This is a genomic window from Micromonospora sp. NPDC051141, assembly GCF_044455765.1.
Lineage (GTDB): Bacteria > Actinomycetota > Actinomycetes > Mycobacteriales > Micromonosporaceae > Micromonospora.
Genome location: NZ_JBITFD010000006.1, coordinates 208123 through 233485 on the forward strand (window position 1 = coordinate 208123; position 25363 = coordinate 233485).

General features: G+C 71.6%; 14 protein-coding genes. 7 read left to right on the top strand and 7 right to left on the bottom strand.

Annotated elements, in window-relative coordinates; all coding sequences use genetic code 11:
• The first annotated feature begins 616 nt into the window (after positions 1 to 616).
• From ACIA6B_RS14390 to ACIA6B_RS14405, 4 genes are all read left to right on the top strand, one after another.
• A complete protein-coding gene (locus tag ACIA6B_RS14390; protein WP_396773670.1) occupies positions 617 to 1444 on the top strand; it encodes a helix-turn-helix domain-containing protein in 828 nt (275 codons plus the stop codon).
• Between the two features lie 966 nt (positions 1445 to 2410).
• Positions 2411 to 3955, top strand: a complete 1545-nt coding sequence (locus ACIA6B_RS14395; RefSeq protein WP_396773458.1) for an MFS transporter — start codon at positions 2411 to 2413, stop codon at positions 3953 to 3955.
• Complete coding sequence (locus ACIA6B_RS14400; RefSeq protein ID WP_396773460.1) at positions 3933 to 4583, top strand: MerR family transcriptional regulator; 651 nt, start codon at positions 3933 to 3935, stop codon at positions 4581 to 4583. Before ACIA6B_RS14395 ends, ACIA6B_RS14400 begins: the two co-directional genes overlap by 23 nt.
• Positions 4584 to 4713: 130 nt before the next feature.
• Complete coding sequence (locus tag ACIA6B_RS14405; RefSeq protein ID WP_396773462.1) at positions 4714 to 5589, top strand: S41 family peptidase; 876 nt, start codon at positions 4714 to 4716, stop codon at positions 5587 to 5589.
• Between the two features lie 239 nt (positions 5590 to 5828).
• Here the strand turns inward: ACIA6B_RS14405 and ACIA6B_RS14410 are convergent, their stop codons facing one another.
• From ACIA6B_RS14410 to ACIA6B_RS14435, 6 genes are all read right to left on the bottom strand, one after another.
• Positions 5829 to 7424 carry an alpha/beta hydrolase gene (locus tag ACIA6B_RS14410; protein ID WP_396773463.1) on the bottom strand — a complete coding sequence of 532 codons (1596 nt, stop codon included), beginning with the start codon at positions 7422 to 7424 and terminating at the stop codon, positions 5829 to 5831.
• Positions 7425 to 7617: 193 nt separating this feature from the next.
• On the bottom strand, positions 7618 to 8334 hold the full coding sequence (gene dpgB, locus ACIA6B_RS14415) for an enoyl-CoA-hydratase DpgB (RefSeq protein WP_396773465.1): 717 nt from the start codon (positions 8332 to 8334) through the stop codon (positions 7618 to 7620).
• The gene (gene dpgA, locus ACIA6B_RS14420; protein ID WP_396773467.1) at positions 8331 to 9497 is read right to left on the bottom strand and encodes a 3,5-dihydroxyphenylacetyl-CoA synthase DpgA; all 1167 of its coding nucleotides are present in this window, start codon (positions 9495 to 9497) and stop codon (positions 8331 to 8333) included. The genes dpgB and dpgA overlap by 4 nt, the downstream gene beginning before the upstream one ends.
• 498 nt (positions 9498 to 9995) lie before the next feature.
• Positions 9996 to 11156 carry an epoxide hydrolase family protein gene (locus ACIA6B_RS14425; RefSeq protein ID WP_396773469.1) on the bottom strand — a complete coding sequence of 387 codons (1161 nt, stop codon included), beginning with the start codon at positions 11154 to 11156 and terminating at the stop codon, positions 9996 to 9998.
• 124 nt (positions 11157 to 11280) lie between these two features.
• A complete protein-coding gene (locus tag ACIA6B_RS14430) occupies positions 11281 to 12462 on the bottom strand; it encodes an acyl-CoA dehydrogenase family protein (protein WP_396773470.1) in 1182 nt (393 codons plus the stop codon).
• A gap of 137 nt (positions 12463 to 12599) precedes the next feature.
• Positions 12600 to 13982: an FAD-dependent oxidoreductase gene (locus ACIA6B_RS14435; protein WP_396773671.1), complete on the bottom strand. Its 1383-nt coding sequence runs from the start codon at positions 13980 to 13982 to the stop codon at positions 12600 to 12602.
• Positions 13983 to 14351: 369 nt separating this feature from the next.
• On the opposite strand from ACIA6B_RS14435, the gene ACIA6B_RS14440 reads away from it, so the two are divergent.
• Together ACIA6B_RS14440 and ACIA6B_RS14445 are read left to right on the top strand one after the other, a co-directional pair.
• On the top strand, positions 14352 to 16022 hold the full coding sequence (locus tag ACIA6B_RS14440; protein WP_396773472.1) for a B12-binding domain-containing radical SAM protein: 1671 nt from the start codon (positions 14352 to 14354) through the stop codon (positions 16020 to 16022).
• A 534-nt stretch (positions 16023 to 16556) separates the two neighbouring features.
• Positions 16557 to 17678: a pyridoxal phosphate-dependent aminotransferase gene (locus ACIA6B_RS14445; protein WP_396773473.1), complete on the top strand. Its 1122-nt coding sequence runs from the start codon at positions 16557 to 16559 to the stop codon at positions 17676 to 17678.
• Positions 17679 to 17752: 74 nt separating this feature from the next.
• Here the strand turns inward: ACIA6B_RS14445 and ACIA6B_RS14450 are convergent, their stop codons facing one another.
• Positions 17753 to 22747, bottom strand: a complete 4995-nt coding sequence (locus tag ACIA6B_RS14450; RefSeq protein ID WP_396773475.1) for an amino acid adenylation domain-containing protein — start codon at positions 22745 to 22747, stop codon at positions 17753 to 17755.
• Between the two features lie 773 nt (positions 22748 to 23520).
• On the opposite strand from ACIA6B_RS14450, the gene ACIA6B_RS14455 reads away from it, so the two are divergent.
• Positions 23521 to 25242 (top strand): hypothetical protein, encoded by a 1722-nt coding sequence (locus ACIA6B_RS14455; RefSeq protein ID WP_396773477.1) that lies wholly within the window; start codon positions 23521 to 23523, stop codon positions 25240 to 25242.
• Positions 25243 to 25363 lie beyond the last annotated feature (121 nt).

Here is a 25363-nt window from a genome sequence, read left to right on the forward strand (position 1 = left end):
GGGCACCCACCATCGCGGCCAATCAAGGAATGGACTTTCCGCAAATCTACGCAGCGGCCAGTGGACCGTCATCTTCAAACTTGCCTATCCGGCACTCCCCCGCAATTACGGGATGACCAGCGGAGACACCCGACGACAGGCGGGGACGGAAGGCTTACTAGACGCACCGGACAGATCCGGCCATTCCCGAACATCCACCCCTCGACAAGGCGGCACCAAGTGCGGCGCTTCGGGGAAAATGGACCCGGCCAATTATGGCGACTGGAGATTCGTACTATCAGCAGCGGAGTGTGCTGCTATCCGCCCGCCGCCATCCGCCAATGCGGCTCTGACGTGCGAGGACAGCACTTCTGTGCATGCCACTCCATGACTGCGCTCCGTGCTCGCGTCGTCATTGACGGTGTTGCCATCGCCCGATGGCTCGGCTAACCTCGACGCCAGCAATACCGCCGATCTCAGGGGGTGGGAATAGGTTAATTTCATGGATAGCCCGCATAAATGCCAGCGGCGGTGACCACCGCCAATATTCGCCACACCAAAGCAGACCGGGCTCACGGGGACCGTCCGCTAGGCAGTGTCAACACGATGAGATTTGCAGGTCATTGGGGGAACCGCTGTGGAAGATCCAATCGAGAAGGCTGTGCGGCGAGCGATCGCCGCCATGCACGAAAAGCTAGGCGAGCAGCTCACCGTCGACGACATGGCCCGCGCTGCCATGTTCAGCAAGTTTCACTTCACGAGGGTCTTCCAGCGCGCCACCGGCGTGACACCGGGCCGCTTCCTCTCCGCCCTGCGTCTGCAGCGCGCCAAGCACCTGCTCGTCTCCACCTCATTGAGTGTCGCCGATATCAGCATGCGTGTCGGGTACAACAGCGTCGGGACTTTCAGCTCCCGGTTCACCCGGAGCGTGGGAATGCCACCCACGACATACCGCCGACTGGCCGGCTTCGCCCCGCAGATCGCGACCGACCCCGATTATCGGATGGGGCACTCGCACAACGCCCGGGTACAGGGTCGCGCCTGGGCCCCGGAATCGCATGTGGACAGTCCGGTGTTCCTGGGCCTGTTCCCGGACCGCATCCCGGAAGGGCAGCCGGTCCGCTGCACGGTCCTGTCCCGCCCGGGCGCATACCAGCTCGACGGCGTACCCCCGGGTAACTGGTTTCTCCTCGCCCAGTCGGTCAACGGGGAACTGGACGCCGACACGGTCGCCGACGACGGGGACCAGACCGTCTGCGTCGCCACCGTCGGCCCCCTGCACATGCGCGGCGACGGCGTGGTGCACGCCGACCTCGACCTCCAGCCGGTCCGCGCGATGGATCCTCCGGTCCTGCTGGCGCTGCTCGACCAGCGCAAGTTCGCGCTGGCCCGGGTGGCCGAGGAGCGGATGGGCGCGGTGTCGTCGATCGGCGCCGCGGTCACGGCGGGCCGCTCCGCGGCGTGAGCGGTCCGCTCTGATTCCGGTCCGACGAAGTCGACGGCCCGGCCCGGCCAGGTGAGGCGGGCTGGCCACGGAACGACCCGGGTGACGGGCGACCGGATCGCCGCGCCCCGACTCCCACCGCGGCCGCCCGCCCTTCACCGTCGCCGCCGCGCCCGCCGCGCCCGTCGGGCCGGCCGCGTCGGCCGGCGTGACCGACATGCCGCCCCCGAGCCTCGGGCCGTGGCCCACGAGGCCGTCGCGCCGGCGCCGCGACGGCCGCCCCCCGCGCGACCCGTCCGGAACGCGGCGGCCACGCCGCCGCGCATTCCGTGCGGATGGCGGACGCGACGGCGGGACACCGGCTGTCGCGCGACGCGGTGCTGGCCGCGTACTGAACGCCCACCGGCACGCCCTCGCGCGCCGCGCGTGCTCCCGGCCCGACGAGGTCGCGCCGGCGCTCGACCGTCCACCGGTCGCGGCGGGTCGATAGGCGACCCGGACCCACCTCCCCGGCGGGTCTCGCGCCAGGCGCAGGGCGCGGGCATCTCCCGCGCGTCCAGAACTCCCGCCTGACAAAAAGGCGTGTCATCCACGGTCGTCAATGGGAAGCAACCACGGAGGTGCACCCGGTCCGGGCCTCCCAGACGATTGATCCGCAATTCCTGATCCCACCGACAGGGGGGCGACGCCGTGACACCCGGCAGACCGGCGACGTAACCATCGCCGACGCCTCGGCCGGCAGGGACGCCGCCACGGCCGGCGCGTCGGACCGGGGAACCGGGTCGCCCAGGCGCCACCGGTCGGCGCGCGGACCCGGGTCGACGTGACGTACGCGGGCGACGGCCCGTGGGCGCGCGGGCCGGGACCGCCCTCCCCGATGTCCACGGCCGCCGGCCGGGCGCCGTACCCACGGACCCGTCGCCGAGCGGCGCGTCGAGGAGCGACAACCCCTCGGCACCGTGGCCGGGAACCGATCCGAGGAGTGACATGCCCCACCGACCGGCGCACCGCAACCCGTGGTCCGTCCTTGCCGTGCTGTGTCTGGCGAACTTCCTCATCCTGCTGGACACCACGATCGTCAACACCGCGGCGCCGCACATCATGGCGGAACTGCGCACCCCGGTGGACGGCGCGCTGTGGGTGCTCAACGGATACCTGCTGGCCTTCGCCTCGCTGCTGATCACATTCGGCCGGCTGGGCGACCGGGTCGGCCCGCGCCGGGTCTTCGTCATCGGCCTGGCCGTGTTCACCGTCGCATCGGTGTGGTGCGCGTCGTCCCGGCACACCGGCGAGCTGGTCGCCGCCCGGGTGTTGCAGGGGGTCGGCGCCGCGGCGTTGCTGCCCCAGGCCCTGGTCCTGATCTCCGCCGTCTTTCCCCCCCAGCGCCGCGGCGCCGCCTTCGGCATCTTCACCGCGGTGGCCGGCGTCGCCGCGGTCAGCGGCCCCACCCTGGGCGGTCTGCTCGTCACGGAGGCCGGCTGGCAGTCGATCTTCTACCTCAACGTGCCGGTGGGTCTGGCCGGGCTGCTGCTCGCGGTGCGGTACCTGCCCCGCCTGCGGCCCGACCGGGCGCACCGCTTCGACGCGGTGGGCGTCGCGCTCGCCACCGGGGGCCTGTTGGCCATCGTGTTCGGCCTGATCGAAGGGCAGCGGTACGCGTGGGGCCGGGTGCTGGGACCGGTCGGCATCCCGCACGTCCTGGTCGCCGGCGTGGTGCTGCTCGCGCTGTTCGTCCGGTGGGAGCGGCGGGCCGCCGAGCCGCTGCTGCCGCTGGACCTCTTCGGTGACCGGAACTTCACCATCGCCACGGTGCTGACGGCCATCAGCTCCCTCGCCCTGTACGGCTTCCTGTTCGTCTTCGTGCTGGAGACCCAGAACATGCTCGGCATGAGCCCGCTCGCCTCCGGCCTCGCCGCACTGCCGTGGACACTCACGCTCAGCGCCGTCGCGCCGGTCGCCGGCCGGCTCGCCGACCGGGTGGGCGGCCGGATCCTCCTCGTCGTCGGCCTCGCCCTACAGGCCGTCGGCGTGCTCGGCGTCGCGCTGCTGCCCGGCCCCTCGTCGTCGTGGCGCACCTTCGCCGGGCCGCTCGTCGCGATCGGCGTCGGCATGGGCCTGTCCATCGCGCCCACCACGACCGAGGCGATGCGTCGCATCACCCCGCGACGCGCGGGGGCGGCCTCCGGCCTGCTCAACACCGCCCGCCAGGCCGGCGCCGCGCTCGGCGCCGCGCTGATCGGCGCCGTGCTGCAGAACCGCCTGCCCGACTCCACGCACCGCGCCGCGTTCCACGACGGCTTCGCCACGGCCAGCCGGCCGGCGCTCTCGGTGGTCGCCGGCGTGCTGTTCGCCGGCGCCGGGCTAGCCGCGGCCATGCGGCGCCACCCACGGGCGCCGACGCCTATCGATTCGTGGGAGCAAGTTGCACCAAACGCAACATCGAAGGTGACGAACATGCAGCCCGACCCTTACTCTGGTCTGGCCGGTGCTGTCGACAGCGGGGAACCTGATGCGTATCTCAGATCTCAGTAGGCAGACAGGCGTACCGATCGCAACGATAAAGTTCTACCTCCGGGAGCGCCTGCTCCCGCCCGGCACCCCGACCGGCCGCAACCAGGCGGCGTACGGCGAAGCGCATCTGCGACGGCTGCGGCTCATCCGGGCCCTGACCAACATCGGTCAGCTGGAACTCACCTCGGTGCGGGAGCTGCTGACCGCGATCGAGAACGACAAGGTGCCGCTGCCCGCGCTGTACTCGCTCGTCGACCGCGCCCTGTTCCCGCAGGAGCCGGCGCTGCACAGCGTGGACGGCGCGAAACAGGTGCGTGCCGACGTCGACCGTTTCGTCAAGGAACTCGGCTGGTCGCTCGACCTGGACGCGCCCAGCCGGGACCGTCTCGCGCTCGTGGTGCTCACCCTGCAACGGCTGGGCTGCGAATGCGGGATGGAATACTTTCTCCCGTACGCGGAGGCGGCCGAGAAACTCGCGGTCCAGGATCTCGACCTGCTGCCCGCCGACGGGGTGGGCGCCGACCGGGCCGCCGTGGTGGTGCGGGGGGTCCTGCTCGACGTGGCGCTGTCGGCGTTGCGGCGGATGGCCCAGGAGCACCACGCGACACTGCGCTTCGGCCCGAAGACGGCCGACGCCCGGCCCGCGTAGCGCCCGGCCCTCGACCCGCGGTCACGCGCAGGCGCGCGCCGCGGTGCGCCGCCCGGCCGACGATCCGGGCCGGCCGGCTGCGGCCGACGACGCCCGGCGACGGCCCCCACCTCGACGAATGTGAGTTCTCATGATCGTCACCCATCCCGACACGGTGCGCGTGCACCCGGTCGAGCGGGCGATCGAGCTGCTGCGGGAGCGTTACGTCTTCCCGGAGCGGGCCGAGGCGGCAGCCGCGACACTGCGGCAGCGGCTGACGGCCGGCGCCTATGACGGCCTGGACGACTCGACGCTCGCCGAACGCCTCACCGAGGACCTGCTCGACGTGTGCCCGGACACGCACCTGTGGGTCCGGGTGCGCGACGAGCGCCGCGCTCCCGCCGGCGCCAGCGTCCGCCGGGTCGAGATCCTCGACGGCAACATCGGCTACCTGGACGTACGCCGCATGAGCGGCTCCCCGAACGGCGCCCGGGCGATCATCGGCGCGATGGAGCTGGTGTCCCGCACCGACGCGCTCATCCTCGACCTGCGGGAGAACGGCGGCGGCTCACCGGACGGCGTCGTGCTGTGGAGCAGCTACCTCCTGCCGGCCGGGCCGACGCACCTGAACAGCATCTACGACCGGGTCACCGACCGGACGCGACAGTTGTGGAGCCTGGCGTGGCTGCCCGGCGAGCGGTACCTCGACCGTCCGCTCTCCGTGTTGACCAGCGACCGGACGTTCTCCGGCGCCGAGGATCTCAGCCTGAACCTGAAGGTGCGTGGTCGGGCCCGGTTGGTCGGCGGGACGACGCGTGGCGGAGCGAACCTCGCCACCGTCCACGAGCTGACGCCGACGCTGGAGATCGCGGTGCCGCACGCCTACTCGATCAACCCGATCACGGGCGGCAACTGGGAGGGCACCGGTGTCGAGCCCGATCTCGCGGTGCCGGCGGCGAGCGCGTTCGACGTGGCGTACGCGGAGCTGCTCGACGCGCCGGGGGAACCGGGACGGCGCGGGCACTGAGCGGCGGCCCCGGGGAGTCAAGCCACCGGCCGCTCCCCGGGGCCGCGTCGCCACCGGTCCCGCGGTTCACGCCTCCAGATCAGCCAGCGGGGTCGGCAGTGCGCCGTCGGCGGCCCGGGGGCAGCCCTCGACCGGCCCCTCAGCGGCGGCCCGGCGCGAGGGCCGGTCCACCCTCGTCCGCGTCGACGGCCACGCCGCGGCCCGTCACCCGGAGCCACGCGGCGTCGACCGGTGACACCTCAGCGTCGTACGCCGTGCCCCGGCGCCCACGCCGCGGCGGTGTCGACCAGTCGGGACAACGTCCGCGACGACGTGGCCGTCGGGTCGGGCGGGGGCAGGGCGTCGCAGGTCGCGTCGGGTCGGTCGCCAGCCTTGCGCTGCGGCAGCCGGCCCGTCCTGAGGTAGTCGGCGATGACGCCGGTGACGCACGGATTGCCGCTGAACGAGAGGACGTGCGTGGTCTGGCCGACCTCGGCCAGCAGCGATCCGTTCGGGAAGCGGCGCCGGGCCTCGATGCTGCCCTCGAACGGCGTGGCCGCGTCCAGCGTGCCGCCGACGAACAGCACGCTCCGCACCTTCGAGCCGTCGACCTCGACCGGCGTGGAGACCGTGCCGGGCCAGAAGAGGCACGGCGCGTTGCCCCAGGCGTTGTACCAGGTGGCGAACGGTGCGCCGCGGAACGTACGCCAGTTGTCGCGCCGCCAGGTGGCCCAGCTCCGCGGCCACCGGGTGTCGGTGCACTGGACCGCGTTGAAGACCGCGAAGACGTTGTCGTCGGCCGGGCGGAAGGAACTCTCGTACGCCCCGACCAGCGCCTCGGCGTCGGGGTCGTCGACGGCGCTGACGAACAACTCGGCCAGGGTCGGCCAGATCGCCTGGAAGTAGCCGGCGTAGATGAAGATGTCGGTGAACTCGGCCGGGCCGACGACGCCGCCGGCCGGCGCCGTCCGCAGCTTGTGCTGCGTGGCGTACCAGCGCTTCCTGACCTGGTCGGCGGTCCTGCCGAGGTGGTAGACGTGGTCGAACGCCGCCACCCACGCGAACCACATGCGCAGGCTGCGTTCGAAGTTCACGTCCTGGGCCAGGGCCGCCTGGTACCAGACCTTGCGCGGGTCGATGTTGCTGTCGAGCACCATGCGGCGCACCGTCTTCGGGTACACCGTTCCGTACACCTGGCCGAGGTAGGTGCCGTACGAGATGCCGTACAGGTTGACCTGGCCGACGCCGAGCGCCCTGCGGATCGACTCCACGTCCCGGACCGTGTCGAGCGTGGTCATGTGGTCCAGCAACTCGCCGCCGGCCGCCCGGCATGCCTCGGCGTAGTTCCTCGACCGACGGAGCCAGGTCTGCTCGACGCCCGGGCGCCGGGGGACGTACTCCGGGCGCGGCCCGTGGAGGTAGTCCTCGTCACAGGACAACGCCGGAACACTGGCGCCGACGCCACGCGGGTCGAAGCCGATCCAGTCGTAGGCGCCGCCGACGCCGGCGGGCACGCAGACCGCGGCCGACGTGCACAGCCCGGCGTTGCCGGGCCCGCCCGGCAGGGCGATGATGACGCCCTGGTAGTCCTCGGCGGACACCGTCGCCCGGATCCGGGAGACCGCGATCTGGATCTTCCTGCCGGTCGGCTTGTGGTAGTCCAGCGGCACGTCGAGCAGGCCGCACTCGGCGCCGCCATCGTTCGGCTCGGGCGTCCCGCAGGGCTGCCAGGTGATCCTCGCGGTCGTCGCCGACTCCACCGCGGGCGCCGCCGAGGCGCCGCCCCCCGCAGGCGTGACCGCCACGATCACCGCGGTGACGACGAGGGCGACGCCCTTCGCGATCTTCCGATCCACAATTCCCCCTCATCGCGGGACTCGTCTCTCCGCTCGGGAGGAGTCCACTGTAGATGGACCGGCGGGCCGGCAATTCTCGCAGAGTGCGGCGTCAGCATCCGCAGGCGGCTCACGCGGTGGGTGGGGCCGGCGCCGCGCACGGGCTCCGGCCCCACTCGCACCCCGGCTCCCCTCCGTCGCGGGGGCGGATCCGCTACCGTGCCCCGGGGCCGGCCGACCGCCGCAGGGCTCGGTCGCAGGCCGCGAGGTGACGGCCGAGGGCATCCTCGAAGCTGGTGGTCGGCGCGTCGAACATCAGTTGTCGGCGGACGGCCACCTCTCTGCCGGAGAGACCGCTCACCATCTCGGCCGCGGCGGTCAGGGCCATGGTCGGGTCGTTTGTCACCTCGTCGACAATGCCCAGGTCGACGCTCTCGGTCGCGTCCAGGTGGGCGCCGAAGAGAATCGCCCGGCGCAGCCGGGTCCCGCCGGCCTGCTGGGCGAGTCGGAAGATCGCCATGCCGGGCCAGGTGGCTTCGCCGTCAACGTACAGGGACAGCCGGACGTCGGGCGTGGCGATGCGGTAGTCCGCCGCCAGCAGGGCGTCCAGGGCGAGTCCCCCGCAGTCGCCGGAGGCGACCGCGACAGTCGTGACGGTGAGCCGCTCGAGCCGGCGCAACGACCGCTCCCACTTGCTGACCAGCGCCACCTCCAGGCCGTGCGTCCAGTCCTTGCCGGGGGTACCGGTCAGGTGCACCGCGAGCATGGTGGTGGCCTTGGTCGACTCGGCCACCGTGCAGGCGGCGTCCACGGCGGCGACGGACTCCATCGTCAGGGGTTTCGAGCCGTCGATGCGAAGCTCGACATCGCCTCGCGTGCCGTCGGCGTCGCCGCGCTCGCCCCGGCCGGTCCGGACGGTTGCCGCGCTCACCACTGGATCAACGCTGTCTCGATCGTGGAACCAGGACCCATGGTCATCAGCACTCCATAATCGCCCGGGGCCGTCACTCTCTCCTGCTGGAGCCGTTCGTACGAGAAGATGAACGAGCCGCTTGATACGTTGCCGTAGTCACGAAGCACGCTTGTGGTGTGCCGCACCTCGTGACGGTTCAGTCCGAGATTCACCGTCACCGCGTCGACGACCTTCTTGCCGCCCGCGTGCACGAGCCAGTGCCCGATGTCGCTACGACGCAGGCCGGTGTTCGCCAGCAGCCGGTCCGTGACGATTTCCGCGTGTGCGCCGACGACGTAGGGAATCTGCGGGTCCAGGAAGAAGCTGAACCGGTTCTGGACGCTGTCCCAGTCGTAGCGCATGGCGTCGATCGCCTCGGGGATGATGCAACTGGCGAACTTGAGGATGCGAGGACCGCCGGCGGCGCCCGAGGAGTCGCCGCCGGTGGCGTCCAGGAAGTCGCCGGCGGGGCGGCCGACAAGGGCCAGCGCGGCGGCGCCGTCGCCGAACAGGCTGTTCACCACCGCGGTGCGCATGGTCGAGTCCATCACGTACGCGGCGGAACACGCCTCGGTGCACAACACCACGGCGAGTTCGCCCGGATTGGCCACGGACCAGCTCGACACGACGTTCAGCGCGTTGAGCCCCGCGTTGCAGCCCATCCCCACGATGTCGCTCCGGCTGCAGTGCCGGTCGATGCCCAGCTCACGGATGAGCAGGGCACTGAGGCCCGGCGTGAGGAATCCGGTGGACGTCACGCAGCAGAGGTGGCGGACGTCGGAGAGCGACGCCCCGGCATCGTCCAGGCATGCCTGCAGGGCACGCCGCCCCATGTCCACGGCCAGCCTCTTGTGCCGGTCGAGCAGGTCCGCCTGGGTCTCCGCGGACGGCAGGCCGTCGTCTCCCGGCAACGGCAGGTCGAGGAAACGCCGGCGGATCGCGCTGTTGAGGAAGACCGACCGGATCTTCGGATCGGAGATCGCGAAGGTGTCCAGCAGGTCCTGCTGGGAGAAGGGTGTGGCGGACGAGGCCGTGCCCACCCCGACAATTGTCGACTGGCAGGGGCTGGACTGGAAAATGGGAGACTCTGCTGCCAGTGTCCGAGCGTACGGCCTCTGGGTGTTGGCGATGTCAACGGTCACGCGCAGATCTTCCTTCCGCATCTCAGCAAGCCCGGCTTTGTGGCCAGGCGCATTATGCTCGTACATCCACGATGCGGTCCCAGGTTCGGACGCCGCATCTTGGAGGTTGCGCGGGGTCGGCTCGAATGAGTCACGCGCGCACCTCATCAACAGCTAAGACTCTATCGCCCGACGGATACCCGATCACATCCCATAGTGCGCCCTCGAATGCGACCGGCGTAGTCAGGAAATGCGTTTCCGAGGTCCGCCGGAATCGCCGAGGGGTTCGGACCGGGTATTGCCGGAACCCTTTCCGAACCCCGGTCGGGCGCGTGGGCGCCGCATCGGCGACGCCGGATCCGTCAGGTGCGCGGACCCGCCGGCGCACGATCCGGGGCACACGCGCCGAAGCGGCCACCGCGTCCCCTCGTCCTTCGTCGACGTGGTCGTCGTGGAAGGACCGACGCGATGGCCGCCTCTCAGCCCGCCGGTCCGCCCGGTCACGGGCGGACCGGGCGGTCAGCGTGCGAGCGAGCGGACGAACGTGCGGACGTCGTCGACCAGCAGCTGGGGCTGCTCCAGGGCGGCGAAGTGCCCGCCCCGGTCGAACTCGGTCCACCGGGTGAGGGTCGGCAGGATCTGGTCGGCGAACCGGCGCACCGGCCGCACCGCGTCCTTGGGGAACGACGCGACGCCCACCGGCATCGTCAGCGGCCACGGCCCGGCCCAGGTCCGGACGAAGTCGGCGTCCATCCGGCTGGACTCGTAGTAGAGCTGGGCGCTGGACCCGGCCGTCGCCGTGAACCAGTAGATCGAGACCGCGGTGAGGATGTCGTCGCGGCTCACGGCGTCCTCCGGCACCTTCGCCGAGTCGGTCCATTCCTTGTACTTCTCGGCGATCCAGGCGAGCTGCCCCACCGGCGAGTCGGTCAGCGCGTAGGCGAGCGTCTGCGGCCGGGTCGACTGGATCCGCTGCCAACCGGTCCCGTCCTGCATGAACGTGCCGGTGAACTGGAGGCGGGCCAGGTCGGCCTCGCCCAGCCCCTCCATCGCCGCGGGGTCTGGCGGCGGGAACGCCACGCACATGTTGAGGTGGATGCCGATGACGTGCTCGGGATCGGCCAGCCCCAGTCGCAGCGAGATCGGCATCCCCCAGTCACCGCCCTGCACGGCATACCGCTCGTAGCCCAGGCGGCTCATCAGCACCTTCCACGCGCCGGCCACCCGACCGGTGTCCCAGCCCACCTGACCCGTCGGGCCGGAGAACGCGTAACCGGGGATCGACGGGATCACCAGGTGGAAGGCGTCGGCGGCGTCACCGCCGTGCGCGACCGGGTCACTGAGCGGCCCGATGACGTCCAGGAACTCGGCCACCGTGCCCGGCCAGCCGTGGGTCAGGATCAGCGGCGTGGCGCCCTCCTCGGGCGAGCGGACGTGCAGGAAGTGCACGTTCACCCCGTCGATCTCGGTGACGAACTGCGGGTACGCGTTCAGGCGCGCCTCGGCCGCCCGCCAGTCGTAGCTGTTCCGCCAGTGGTCGGCCAGCTCCTTGACGTACTCCAGCGGCGCGCCGCGATCCCAGCCCACCCCCGGCATCTCGTCCGGCCAGCGCGTGTGGTCGAGCCGCCGGTGCAGATCGTCGAGATCGGACTGCGGCACGTCGATACGGAACGGACGCATCTAACAACCTCCCTGTGTCGGTCGAGAGCCGCCAGGAGCGGCGCTGGGCTCAGATCGAGGACGGCGGCGCGCCGGAGCCCGAGGCGCTGACGAGAGCGCCCCGGGCGGCCGACGGACACGCCGATCAGATGAACGGGGTGTTCGGGCCCAGACCGCAGACGATCCGGCCGTAGAGCTCCAGGTTGGTGCTCGGGTGCAGGATGGCGTGCAGGTTGAGCGTCTGCACGTCCCGCTGGATGCGCTGGATCGGCACGTCGCGGTAGATCGACGAGCCGCCGCTGGCGCCGACGAGGATGTCGACCGCCTCCTTGGCCCGCTGGCATGCCGCACCCAGGTCGAGCCGGACGCGGGCCCGCTCCTCGAGCGTCCACTGCTCCCCCGCGGCCCCCTTGGTGTCGAGCATGCGGGCCGCCCGGTGGGCGTGGAACCCGACCTCGTCGATCTTGGTGACCGCCTCGGCGATCTCCAGGTGGGTGACCGGCGCCTCGCTCTGGTTCTCGTATGCGGTGTAGGTGATCTTCCGGCCGGGCAGCCGCTCCAGGAACACGTCCTTGGCGCCCATCGCGAGGCCGAGCGCGGGCGCGCTGATCGTCGCGCACGCGGTCGGCATGAACGGCGCCTTGAAGATCGGCGAGTCCGCGTTCAGCTTGGACAGGTGCTGGCCCTGGAGCACCGGCCCCATCTGGAGCACCCGCTCCGTCGGGATGAAGAGGTCCTTCGCGATCGTGGTGACGCTGCCGGAGCCGCGCATGCCCGAGGTGTGCCAGTCGTCGACGACCTGGAGGTCGGAGTTCCGGATGAGCGTCATGACCGGCGCCATCCCGCCGTCCTCGGTCGGCGTGACCGCCGCGTTCGTGTTCCACGTGCTCTGCTGCACGCCGCTGTTGAACGACCACTTGCCGTTGACGATGTAGCCGCCGTCCGTCGGCACGGCCACCGCGCCGGGGCTGAGGATGCCGCTGATCCGGACGTCGGGCGTCGCGAACACCTCGTCCTGCACCTCGTCCGGGAACAGCCCCATCATCCAGGTGCTGATCGCCCACACCGAGGCCGTCCAGGCGGTCGAGCCGTCGCCCCGCCCGAGCTGGGCGATCACGTCGACGACGGTCTCCATGTCGGACTCGAAGCCGCCGTAGCGGGTCGGCACCCGCATCTTGAGCAGGTCGGCGCTGGTCAGCGCTTCGATGACATCGGGATGGAGCCGCCGGTTCTCGTCCATCCAGGGCGCCTTCTCCCGCAGGAGCGGAACGAGCTCGGACGCGCGATGCACCAGCTCGGTCTTGCCCGGTGCGTGAACAGTCACCATCGTGTTCCTCCTAAACGGACGTCCGCTGACGCGGGGTCGCCTCGCAACGGGCGACGCGGGGTGGAGCTGAGCAGGTGGTTCGCTCGGAAGGGCGAAGCAGAAGATCGTGGCGTACTCGCGGACGGCACGTCCCGGCGCTAGTCGCGGCCGGCGCCGAGCGGCGCCGCTGCCGGGACCCGGTTCGGCCGGCGACCGGCCTGCCGCAGCACACGGAGCATCCGGCCCGGGCGGAGCAGGGACGTCGGCTCGTCGATGAGGCCGGCCACCCGCATGAGGGCGTTGGTGAGACTCGGGTCGTGCACGGCGGCCCGCTGGACCTTCGCCACGTAGGCGTTGATCATGCGGATCTTGGCGGTCCGCCGGCCTTCCACGCCCGCGTAGCCGAGGTCCGCGGTCGCCGCGAACTCCCAGGGCGAGTCGATCTGACGGGAGATCTCCTGGAAGAACTCGAGCGGATCCGGCACGCGCGTGCTGCTGAGCTTGTCCGCCAGGACGCGGGACTCGACCGCGGCGATGGCCATGCCCTGGGCATAGATGGGATTGAAACTGCAGACCGCGTCGCCGATGACCAGGAACCCGGCCGGGAATCGCGTCAGCCGCTCGAAGCGGCGGCGAACGCTCGCCGGGAAGCGGAACATCACCGGGTCGTTGAGCGGCTCGGCCTCGCGGACGGACTCGTAGATCTCCGGCACCGGAACCGACCGGACGAACTCGAGAAACTTGTCCGGGTCGGTGGGCGGGTGGTCGCCGAGAACACCGGTGAGCGACAGCTCGACCCGTCCGTCGTCGCCGGGCAGCCGGTAGTAGAACGCGCCGCGCGGATGCGTGGGTGTCGCCGCCGCGATGACGGCGATGTCGCTGCCGAACGGGTCGTTACGGACCCGGTAGTGGCGGGTGGTGTAGGCGAGGTCGACCTTCACCCGGTCCTCCTCCGGCCGGGAGTAGCCGAGCTCCTCCAGCCAGGTGGGCGTCCTCGACCCCCGCCCGGTGGCGTCGATCACCAGGTCGGCACGGAGCACCTCGGGGTCCGAACCGCCGTCGCGACGCTGCACCCGCGCGCCGACGATCCGGCTCTTGTCGGGCGTCGCCTCCAGGCCGACGATGTCGTACCCCTCCAGGAAACGGATGTTGCTGACCTTCTCCACCCGGTTACGCACCTGGTGCTCGATGACCGGGCGGGTGCACGGCACCGAAAGCAGGCCGGTATTCGCCTGGCGGAGCTGCATTCCGTTGAAGTACCAGCGAATCGCGCCGCTGAAGTCACCGGGCTGGACGCCGGCGGCTTCCATGTCGGCCGTCAGCCCGGGAAACTGCTTCTCCAGGATCTGTTGACCGCGGGCGACCAGACCATGGGCGTGCCGACCGTGCGGAACGCCCTTCCGGTAACCCGCCACTCCGGCCAGTTCGTCGCGGTCCACGACGAGCACTTCGGGATACACCTCGGCGAGCACATTGGCGGCGAGCAGGCCGGCCAGGCTGCCGCCGAGTACCACCGCGCGGCCGACAGGCTGTTCAGGCATCGCGATCTTCCTCCTCTGCGAACCAGAAACGGGCGCCTTCCCCATGCCGTCAGCCGCGGTGTCGGACGAGCGAAGCCGCTGCCCGCTGCGTGAGCCCGGCAGGGCCGACTGGGTGTCAGAGCCATCTTCGGCGTTACCGGCACCGATGGCGTCTTTCTCATTGCGGAGCCCGCCGGGGCGGAAGGACGCCCAGGTGAGCCGGGATGCGTGCACCCCAGCAAGCTGCGAGATGCCGCCTCCCTGGTCGCTCTGAAGAATGGGGGCTTGAATACTTTCGGCCGGACCGTCCCGCGTCGAGAGACGTGACGCTTTTCATCGAGATATTCGGGACAGGGCCACAGGACCTGTGAATAGTCGGAGGTGGTGGCCATGAAGATGAGCCTCAAGCCCATTCAGGAAATCGTGGGGGCCGATCCTCGCTACCGCTGGGACTATCTCGGCGCCTCGGTGCCGAAACCATCGAAGAAGCTTCGATCGGTATGGTATTTCGGTCTGCCGCTCACCTCCGCGCATCGCGATGCCCACGACGCCGGCAACGCCATGCTCGACGGAAGGTCCGAGGAGGAACGGCACCTCAACGAGGGGTCCGTGTACCCGCACGCCGCCCTGGTCGAGATGATCACGTATCAGGACAGGTGCTTCCCGGACCTCCCGTGGCGCTACATCGACATGAGCCACCTGGACTGGCAGCACGTCCGGACCGCCATCAACGAGGACCCGCCCGACGTCGCCGCCTTCACGGTCTACACGGCCACCACGCTGTGGGCCATGATCGTCGCGGCGGAGATCAAGCGGGTCAACCCCAAGGCCGTCATCGTCTTCGGCAACGACCACGCCGGCATCCTCTACCAGGAGACACTGACCGGGAAGTACGGCAGCCGCCTGGTGGACTTCATCAGCACCGGCAACAACGGTCCGTTCACCATGATGGGCCTGTTGACCCACCTGCAGGGCGGGCTGGAGCTGAGCCAGGTCCCCTCCGTGGCGTACCGGTCAGCCGGTGGTGAGGTCGTCAACCAGGACGCCGGCACGTTCCCGCTGGACCGTCGGATCCTGCCCGACTACCGACTCATCATCGACCAGCTCGAGAAGCACTACGACCGCGCGTTCAACGTCTGGTACTCCCAGCACTACGACCTCAAGCGGATGGTCACGGTGCCGCTGGACGGCGGGTGCACCTGGGGAAAGCGGCCGGGCCGCCGGTGCAAGCACTGCTCGATCCAGGGCCTGACGCCGAAGACGACCGATGTCGCGTCCGCGATCCCGGTGCTGGAGAACATCGTCGGGGACATCGGCGCGAACGTGTACGCCGCCGGCGACTCGACGCTCGGCTTCTCGCGTGAGCAGTGGGAGGGAAACATCTCCTACCTCAACGACATGGCCGAGGCCTGCGCCAAGTCACCGATCCTGCAGAAGCACCGGTTCATGCTGGCCTACGGTCTGGTCTACGAGTTCCTCGAGTCGGCGGAGCTGTGCAAGGGGTTCGTGCGCACCTGGAACGTCGGGCTGGAGGCGTTCGACCCGAAGTTGCTCAAGGCCGACTCCAAGGGGATCAACAAGGGGCCGGAGCGGATCGGGGAGGCGCTGGAGCTCGCCCGCGACCTCGACTACAAGCTGTACGCGTCGGGCATCATGGGCCTGCCGGGCACGACGATGAAGAACCTCAAGACCGAGGTGAACAGCTGGCTGTCGATGGCCGACGAGTACCGCGACCTGATCACCAGCATCTCCGTCGCGGCGCCCGGGATCATTCCCGGCTCGCGCATGTACTGGGACACCTACAACGAGTCCCCCCAGGTTCGGGCCTGGCACGGTGAGATCCTTCCCGCGCGACGGATGACCGCCCTCTACATCCGCGAGAACACCGAGGTGGAGCTCGAGGACGTGGAAGCGGCGATCACCGACCTCCGGAACGGGATCCTCCAGATCAACGGCCCGATGGAGCACATGAAGTTCGGCTACTACATGCTGGGCGGCCGAGACGAGGACGAGGCGGCCGAGTACCGCCTCCTCGAGGAGATCTGCGCGCAGCTCGACTAGTCACCGGTGCCACCCCCTCCCGTCGAGATGGTCCACGAGCCGCGTCGTCGTCCCGGGCTGCTGCCCCGGACGGCCCGGCTCGTGGCCGGATCCGCCGCGCGGTCGGCCCCGCGGCCGGCGACCGTGGCGTGGCCGTCCGCCCGCCCGGCGCCGCGATCCGCGCGCCCCGCCCGCGATCCGGCCGTCCCGACCGAGCCGCGGCCACCGCGGCGGCGCGTGCGCCCCCTCGCCGGGCCCGCGCCGGACCGCCCCACGACTCCGCGCGTCGCGGCGCACGACGGCCGGCGACACGGGCCGGGACCGCCGTGGCAGGCTCGGGGACACACATCGATCGACATCTTCGTGATCCCCCCGTGGGACCGGCCCCTCGAACCGATCACGCGCGGCGGCGGCTCGACCGCGCAGACCGTCGGGGTTCCACCCCGGCGACCCGTCAATCCCGGAAGGAAGCAGCTCATGTCGGTGACGTCAGATCTGGAGAACATATTCAGGTCGCCAGCGAACATTCCCGCTGGCGAGTCGGTGATCCGTGGAATGACCCGCGCGTGCCAGGCAGCGGACGCGGTGAACCTGGCCCAGGGCATCCCGAGCTATCCGCTTCCGTTGAGCCTTCAGGAGGCCGCCGTGGCGGCCATCCGCTCGAACGACAACCAGTACACGTCGCCGCGCGGCAGCGAGCAGTTCCTCCGGGCCATCAGTGACTTCGAGCAGCGGCGCTGGGAGATGCCGACGCCCTACGACCCGGAGACGCAGATCTGCGTCACGTGCGGGGCGACCGAGGGCATGCTGGCCACGCTGCTCGCCGTGGCGGAGAAGGGCTCCAACGTCATCATCGTCGAGCCGGCCTACGAGTCCTACGCGGTCAACCTGCGGCTCATCGACGTGGAAGCCCGCTACGTCCAGCTGAAGGGGCCGGACTGGGTGCTGGACCCGGCCGAGATCGCCGCCGTCGCCGACCGGAACACCCGCGCGATCATCATCAACTCACCGCACAACCCGACCGGGCGCGTCTTCACCGGGGAGGAGATCCAGGGCCTGGCCGACGTCTGCCTGCGGCTCGGCATCATCGTCATCCACGACGCGATCTACGACGAGCTCTACTTCACGAACGAGCGGCCGCCCAGGATCTCCGACGTCCCCGGGATGGACCAGCAGTCGATCACGATCAACGCGCTCTCCAAAATGTTCTCCGTGACCGGCTGGCGGGTCGGCTGGGTGACCGGGCCGCAGCGCCTCATGGAGCGGGTGGCCCGCGTGCACGACTTCCTCACCATCGCGGCGCCGACCCCGTTCCAGGCGGCCGGCGCCGCGGCCCTCTCGCTGCCGAACAGCTACTTCGAGGAGCTGCGGGAGGTCTACGGCAAGCGGCGCGACATCCTCGTCACCGGTCTCGAGAAGTGCAACATCGAGTTCCAGCGGCCGGCCGGCGCCTACTACGTCATGTGTGACGCCACCTCGTTCGCGCGCCCCGGCGAGGGGGAAGCGGAGCTGACCCAACGCCTGCTGCGCGAAGGCGGCGTCGGCGTCGTGCCCGGCCTCTGCTTCTACGGCTCGGACCGCAGCGGCCCGCCGCAGATCCGGATCGCGTTCGCCAAGGGCGAGGACACCGTCGCCGAAGGCGTCCGCCGCCTCTACAACTACCTCAGCGCGAACTGACGTAACCCGCCGGCGCACCCCCACAACGCACCGGGCCTGGTGGAATCTCCACCAGGCCCGGTGCCTTTCCGCGTTCAGACCGCGTTGACGGGGGCGCTGGGCTCCGGCGCGTCGGCCGACGACACGTAGCTGGTGACGCCCTTGACGGAGGGGTTGGCGAGGAACGCCTTCAGCCCGATCTTGATGTCGAGCTGGTCCTCCAGCCGGGCCAGCAGGATGGCGGCGAGCAGGGAGTGGCCGCCCAGGTCGAAGAAGTTGTCGTCGACCCCGACCCGGTCGACGCCCAGGGACTGGGCGAACAGGTCGCACAGCACCGACTCGCGCGCCGTGCCCGGCGCCTGGCCGCTGGCCACCGCGCTGTAGTCCGGCACCGGCAACGCACGCCGGTCCAGCTTCCCGTTCACCGTCAACGGCAACGCGTCCATCACCACCACCGCCGACGGGACCATGAACTCCGGCAGCGTGCGCGCGATCTCCTGCCGGGCCGCCGCCGGGTCCACCCGACCACCGGGCGTCGGGACCACGTACGCCACGAGCCGCCGGTCACCGGGACGGTCCTCCCGGGCCACCACCGCGGCCTGGCCCACCTCCGGCTGCGCGACGAGCACCGCCTCGATCTCGCCCGGCTCGACCCGGAAGCCGCGGATCTTCACCTGCAGGTCGACGCGCCCCACGAACACCAGCAGACCGTCGGCGTTCCACCGGACCAGGTCGCCGGTGCGGTACATCCGCTCGCCCGTCTCGAACGGGCACGCCACGAACCGCTCGGCGGTCAACCCGCGTCGGTTCATGTACCCGCGCGCCATGCCCGCGCCGGCGATGTACAGCTCACCCGTCACGCCCACCGGCACCGGCCGCAGGCTGTTGTCGAGCACGTACAGCCGCATGTTGGCCATCGGGCCGCCGATCGGCACCGGCTGCGCCGCCTGCTCGTCCGAGAACTCGGTCATCGCGTGCAACGTCGTGAACGTGGTCGACTCGCTCGGCCCGTACCCGTTCACCATGAGCACGCCCGGACACCGCTCGACCACCCGCCGCACCGCGGTGCCGGACACCGCGTCGCCGCCGACCACCACCATCCGCAGCCCGGCGAGCGCCGACGGCTGCTCCGCCGCCACCGCGTCGAACAGCGCCGACGTGAGCCACATGGCCGTCGGGGCCGCCCACTGGATCACCTCCGCCAGGCGGGAGATGCTCATCTCCTCCGGCGGCGCCGCCACGTGCGTGCCGCCGCGCAGCAGCGCGATCCACAGCTCGTACGTCGAGATGTCGTACGAGTGCGGCGAGTGCACCAGCATCCGCTCGTGCACGCCCTCCGGCCACCCCGGATCCCGCACCATGTCCACCACGTCCTGGTGGGTCACCGCGACGCCCTTGGGCACCCCGGTCGACCCGGACGTGAAGATCACGTACGCCAACTGGTCCGGGTGGATCTCCGCGCCTCGGAAGTCCGCCCGCGACCCGGTGGCGGCGTCCCCGGCGGTCGCCAACAGGATCGGCGCCCCGTCCGGGCGCACCCGCTCGGCCAGGTCCGTCAGCTCCTCGTCGCACAGCACCGCCACGCTGCCCACGTCGCCGGCCACGAACGCGATCCGCGACTCCGGCCAGCTCACGTTGACGGGCACGTACACGCCGCCCGCCTTCAGAACCGCCAGCAGCGCCACCCACAGCTGCGACGACCGCCGCATCACGACGAGGACCCGCGACTCGGCGGTGACGCCCGCGTCCACGAGCAACGCCGCCAGCCGGCTGGACCGCTCGTCCAGCTCCCGGAAGGTCAGGCTCGTCCGGCTGTCGACCACCGCGACCGCGTCGGGGTTCCGGGCCACCTGCGCCGCGAAGACCCCCGGCACCGTCGCCGCCTCCACCTCGAGGGCGGTGTCGTTCCACCGGTGCAGCACCAGCTCCCGCTCGGCCGGCGTCAGCAGGTCCAGCTCGCTGATCCGCCGGGTGGGGTCGGCGGCGGCCTGGTCCAGCAGTCGCGCCAATCGGCCACCGAGGGCGTGCACCGTCGACTCGTCGAACAGGTCCCGGGCGTACTCGAACGAGTAGCGGATCCCGGCCGGCGAACCGTCGGCTTCGTACTCCGGGCGGAAGAACATGCTGAGGTCGAACTTGGCCGTCTCACCGGCCAGCGACTCGGCCCGCGCCTCCAGGCCCGGCACCTGCCACTGCTGGCTGGTGTCGTCGTCGATGGTGAGCATCACCTGGAACAGCGGGTGCCGCGAGGCGGACCGGACCGGGTTGAGCTCCTCCACGAGGCGCTCGAACGGCACGTCCTGGTTGGCGAACGCGGTCAGGTCCAGCTCCCGCACCCGGCCCAGCAACTCGCCGAAGTTCGGGTCCCCGGACAGGTCCACCCGCAGCACCAGCGTGTTGCCGAAGAACCCGACCAGATCGTGGAGCGCCTCGTCGGTGCGACCGGCCACCATCGTGCCGATCGGGATGTCGGTGCCCGCCCCGGAACGCGACAGCAGCATGGCCAGCCCGGCCTGCAACACCATGAACACCGTCACCCGGTTGGCGCGCGCCACCTCCTCGAGACCGCGGTGCAACCCGGCGTCCAGCTCCAGCTCGACCAGGCCGCCACGATGCGACGGCTGCGGCGGGCGCAGCCGGTCGGCCGGCAGGTCGAGCTGGTCGGGCAACCCGGCCAGCGCGGAGCGCCAGAAATCGAGCTGCCGCGCCAGCACGCCGTCGGAGTGGCGGTCCTCGCCGAGCAGCCGGCGCTGCCACAGCGTGTAGTCGGCGTACTGCACCGGCAGCGGCGCCCACTCCGGCGCCCGCCCCGCCAGCCGCGCCCGGTACGCCTCGCTCAGGTCCCGTACCAGCACCTCGGCCGACCAGGCGTCGCTGGCGGTGTGGTGCATCACCAGCACCAGCACGTGCTCGGTGGGCCCGGTCCGGAACAGCCACGCGCGCACCGGCAGCTCGCCGGCCAGGTCGAAGACGTACCGCACGGCCTGCTCCAGCAGGCCCGGCAGGCTGGCCTCGTCGGCCACCGCCATGGTCACCTGCGGCACCGCGACCGCGGCGTCCACCACCCGCTGGTACGGCTGGCCGTCGGCGACCGCGAAGACGGTACGCAGCGCCTCGTGTCGGCCCACCACGTCGCGCAGCGCGGCCATCAGCGTCTCCGCGTCCAGCCCGCCCCGCAGCCGCCACGCGAACGGCACGTTGAACAACGGGCTCGGGCCGTCGTACTCGTTCATGAACCACAACCGCTGCTGCGCGAACGACAACGGCAGCCGCTCCGGCCGGTCCACCACCCGGGTCAACGGCGTGCGCGCGCCGGTCGCCTCCCCGAGCGACCGGGCCAGCGACCGGACCGTCGGATTCTCGAACACCGTCCGGATGTCCAGCTCCACGCCGAGCGCCGAGCGCACCCGGCTGATCAACCGCGTCACCATCAGCGAGTGACCGCCCAGGTCGAAGAAGTTGTCCTCGACGCCGACCCGGTCGACGCCCAGCACCTGCGCGAACAGCTCACCCAGCACCGCCTCCTGCGGGGTGGTGGGTTCCTGACCACCGGCGGCGGCGCCGAAGTCGGGCGCCGGCAGGGACAGCCGGTCCAGCTTCCCGCTCACCGTCAGCGGCAGCGTGTCCAACGCCATCACCGCGGCCGGCACCATGTAACCCGGCAGCTTGCGGGCGGCCTCCTGCCGCAGTGCCGCCGGATCCACCTGAGCGCCGGGCCGGGGCACCACGTAGCCGACCAGCCGCGGGTCGCCGGGGCGGTCCTCCCGCATCACCACCACCGCGCGGCCCACTCCGGGCTGCGCGGCGAGCACCGCCTCGATCTCACCCGGCTCGATCCGCAATCCCCGGATCTTCACCTGGTCGTCGGCGCGGCCGAGGAACTCCAGTTCGCCGTCACCGGCCCACCGGACCAGGTCACCGGTGCGGTACATCCGCTCCCCCGTGCCGAACGGGCACGCCACGAACCGGTCCGCCGTCAACGCCGGCCGGTTCAGGTAGCCCCGCGCCAGCCCCGCGCCGGCGAGGTACAGCTCGCCGGTTCCCCCCATCGGGACCGGCCGCAACCGGTCGTCCAGCACGTACACCTGCGCGCCCGGCAGCGGCCGGCCGATCGGCACCGGGCGGTCGTCCCGCTCGGGCCCGGCCGCCAGGTCCCCGGTGGTGGCGGTGGCGTACACCGTGGCCTCGGTCGGGCCGTACGCGTTGATCACCTGGGCGCCGGGCACCGCCGCCCGCACGGCCCGCAGCACCGGCCCGGTCAGCGCCTCGCCCGCCAGCACGACCGTCTGCGCGGTCGCGGACGTCTCCGCGGCGGCGAGCACCCCCGCCATCGCCGACGGGGCGGTGCTGATCAGGCTGCCCGACCAGCCGCCCCGCGCGAGCACCAGCACATCCTGCACCACCTCGATACACCCGCCGCAGGCCAGCGGTCCGAACACTTCGAACACCGACACGTCGAAGCTCAACGACGTCGACGCCAGCACCCGGCGGAACCGGTCCGCGCCGAACGTCGACGCCGCCCACGACACGAACCACGCCGCGGAGTGGTGCTCCACCGTGACGCCCTTGGGCCGGCCCGTCGAGCCCGACGTGTAGATCACGTACGCCGGGTGCCCGGGCAACAGCGGCGCGACGCGGTCCGCGTCGGACACCGCGGTGTCGGGCAGCGCGGCCACCTCGGCCTGCACCGCCGGGTCGTCCAGCATGATCGTCAGCCCGTCGCGCACGCCCGGCTGTCCGCCGTCCGACGCCGCGCCCGGCGTGGTGGTGGCCAGGGCGCGCGAGGTGAGGATGGCGGCGGGGGCGGCGTCGGCGAGCATGAACGCGATCCGGTCGGCGGGGTTGGCCGGGTCGATCGGCAGGTAGGCCGCGCCGGACTTGAGCACCCCCAGGACCGCGACGATCATCTCCGCGGACCGTTCGGTCGCCACCGCAACCAGCCGGCCCGGCCCGGCGCCGCGTGCGGCGAGGTACCGGGCCAGCCGGTTCGACCTCGCGTCCAGCTCCGCATAGGACAGCGACACGTTCCCGGACACCACCGCCACCGCGGTGGGGGTCCGGGCTGCCTGCGCCGCGAACAACTCACCCAAGAGCTCCTCCGCCGGAGCAGCAGAATCCGGCGTTTCCTGATCACTGACGCGCGTTGTCACGGCTGCTCCACTCACGCTCGACTTTGATTGGACTGTTGAGCCATATGGCGGTCCGATGCTCTGCTCCGCACCTGAGGCAAGCGGCGCTGGTTCTCGTTATCACGAGAACCAGGTAAAAGACATCGCTCGCTCACACCGGTCGATGACCCAGGATCACACTCTGTTTCCGGCGGCGCATCTCCGGGAGTGCTCGCCCGTCGTTTTGTCCGCAGCGAGCCACATCCTGGCAGGTCCGGCGGTCAGTGCCGCGGTATGCGCACCGCCCTGCGACATGTCATCAACGATGCGCCCCGGCCAGCCGTCGGAGGCGCATGTCGCCATTGCCGTCGACAATAGAAGACACGCGTGAGCGGTGTCGTGACACCGGCACTCAAATGGTGTTCCGAGAGACGCGGCGACTCGCAGTGCTTTATTTCCGGCTCGAATCGTCGGGCCGACGCGGCTGCCGCTGAATACGACGGTGAACCGGGACCGGCGGCGTCGCTGTGCGCCACGTCGGCGGCGGGACCCGCGACCGCCCGCCGGGGTGGACGACGGGGACGGCCGGCGCCGCCCGGACCGGCCCGGACGTCCACCGGCCCACCGGCGTCGCGGACGTGGAATTCCGTGCCCGCGTTGTCTATGGTGCGGGAGGTGATTGATCGTCGTAACTGCCCGGGACTGGAGTCGCCGGTGCCGAACAGCCTGCGCCGTGTCGTCGGCAGCCACGTCCGATGAGGACCCACGTCTACCGCGCCGGCACGGTGGCCGTCCTGGCCGCCGTGGCGGTGGCGACCAGCGCCGCCCCGGCCTGGGCGCACGAGCACGACGCTCCGGCCGGCCCGGCCCCGACCGGTGGCCTCGCGGTCGTCGTCCACTGCCTGAGCCTGCTGGCCACCACGGCCGCCGTGGCGACGGCCTGGGGCGGCGGCCGGGCGGAGCGGTCGCGGACCTCCGTCGCCGCGGTCGTCGCCGCCGTCGCGGACCTCGGCGCGATCGAGGCGTGCGGCACCGCGGTGGCGCCCTCGGTCCTCCTCGCGCTCGCGACGTTGACACTGCCCTGGCTGGTGACCCGCCCCCGGGCGGCGCTCGCGCTCGGCACGGTCGTCGGCGCGGGTCGCGTCCTGCAGGCCGTGCCGGACGGGTCCCCGGCCCGGGCACTGACCGTCGCCGGGCTCCTGGCCGCGATGTGCTGTGTGGGCGCGATCTCCGCGATGCTCGCCGGTCGCCGTGGCGCCGGCCCGGTCGCGTTGGGTCCGGTGGCCACCGGGGCGGCGTTGGTCACCGCCGGCGTCGCCACGGCGTCCTGCGTGCGCGGCGGGGTGCGGCTGGACGCGACGCTGCTGTGGTTCATGTTCGGCTGGCTCAGCGTCGCGTACTTCGGGCTCGCCGCCGTGGCGGTGACGGTCGGGCCCGCGTCGCGCCGGCTCCAGGCGGTGACGGCGGCGGTCGCGCTGGTGGCGGGCGTCGGGCTGGTCGGTGTCCCCCTGCCGCCCGCGCCGGCCGACGTGGGGATCCCGATGGTGCGGCAGGTCGACGTCGCCGGACACCGGTTGCCCGTGCTCGTCACCCCGCATCGCCCGGGCTGGAACCTCGTCCACGTCGGCGCCGACGACGTGCGGGTCGGCCTCGACCCGGGCCGGCTGGCCGCGGCGGGCGCCCGGCCCGGCACGACCGGATCGTGGGGGCTGGTCCGGCTGCCGGCCGGCCGCAGCCGGCTCTGGCTCGCCCATGGCGGCGTCACTGCCTCCCTCGCCGTCGACACGGGCCGGGCCGGCCCCGGTCCGGACGTGACCACCCCGGACGGCCCCGAGTGCGCCAGCGCGAGCCTGGGAGCCGTGCTCGCCGGCGCCGGGGGACCCCTGGCGGACTGTCCGGCCCAGGAGCTGACCGCCGAGGACGCCGACGCGCTGCGGGCGATGGTGTCCTTCATCGCGGGACGCGGCGTCACCACGATCTCCGTCCGGTCCGACGACTCGCCCCGGGGCGTCGCGGCCCGGCAGCTCGTCGAGGCCGCCGGCGCCGCCGCGAAGCTCCGCGTCACCGACCCCGGCGACCACCCGCTGCTGGTGGTGTCCGGATGGGCGGCGGCCGAGACGACGCTCCGTGAGGTGGCGGCCGACCGGTTGCCCGCGCAGGGCAGCTACCTGGCGCCGTGGCTGCTCACCGGGCCGCTGCTGGCCATCCCGAGCGGTCCGCTGCTGCCGCTGCGCTTCGATGTGCGCGACGACGCCCCGACGGCGTACCTGACCGAGCTCTCCGAGCTGTTCCCGCTCGAACCGCCGACCGGAGTCGGGTACCTGACGTGGATGCGCCGACGCGCCGTGCCCGCCGGGCCGCTGCGCCTCTACGCGGCGAGCCAACTGTTCGTTCCGGGCGCCGGTGGCCACGACCACCAGAGCACCACCTGGGTGCCCCACGGCACCGTCACGGCGGTGAGCGGCCGGTTGCCCTGACCGACCACCCGGGCACCCCGCCCCCGCCCGGCGGGCTCCCGTGGCAGCACCCGGACAGCGGACGAGGCGCAGCGGTCGCTGCGCCTCGTCCGGTTCACCGTCTGTCCGGCGTTGCTACCCG

What these genes read in the sequence shown, in the direction of transcription:
- ACIA6B_RS14435 (WP_396773671.1), bottom strand. Translation starts at nt 13,982, where the DNA reads ATGCCTGAACAGCCTGTCGGCCGCGCGGTGGTACTCGGCGGCAGCCTG.
- ACIA6B_RS14400 (WP_396773460.1), top strand. Translation starts at nt 3,933, where the DNA reads ATGCGTATCTCAGATCTCAGTAGGCAGACAGGCGTACCGATCGCAACG.
- ACIA6B_RS14455 (WP_396773477.1), top strand. Translation starts at nt 23,521, where the DNA reads ATGAGGACCCACGTCTACCGCGCCGGCACGGTGGCCGTCCTGGCCGCC.
- ACIA6B_RS14430 (WP_396773470.1), bottom strand. Translation starts at nt 12,462, where the DNA reads ATGGTGACTGTTCACGCACCGGGCAAGACCGAGCTGGTGCATCGCGCG.
- ACIA6B_RS14445 (WP_396773473.1), top strand. Translation starts at nt 16,557, where the DNA reads ATGACCCGCGCGTGCCAGGCAGCGGACGCGGTGAACCTGGCCCAGGGC.
- ACIA6B_RS14440 (WP_396773472.1), top strand. Translation starts at nt 14,352, where the DNA reads ATGAAGATGAGCCTCAAGCCCATTCAGGAAATCGTGGGGGCCGATCCT.
- ACIA6B_RS14425 (WP_396773469.1), bottom strand. Translation starts at nt 11,156, where the DNA reads ATGCGTCCGTTCCGTATCGACGTGCCGCAGTCCGATCTCGACGATCTG.
- ACIA6B_RS14405 (WP_396773462.1), top strand. Translation starts at nt 4,714, where the DNA reads ATGATCGTCACCCATCCCGACACGGTGCGCGTGCACCCGGTCGAGCGG.
- ACIA6B_RS14395 (WP_396773458.1), top strand. Translation starts at nt 2,411, where the DNA reads ATGCCCCACCGACCGGCGCACCGCAACCCGTGGTCCGTCCTTGCCGTG.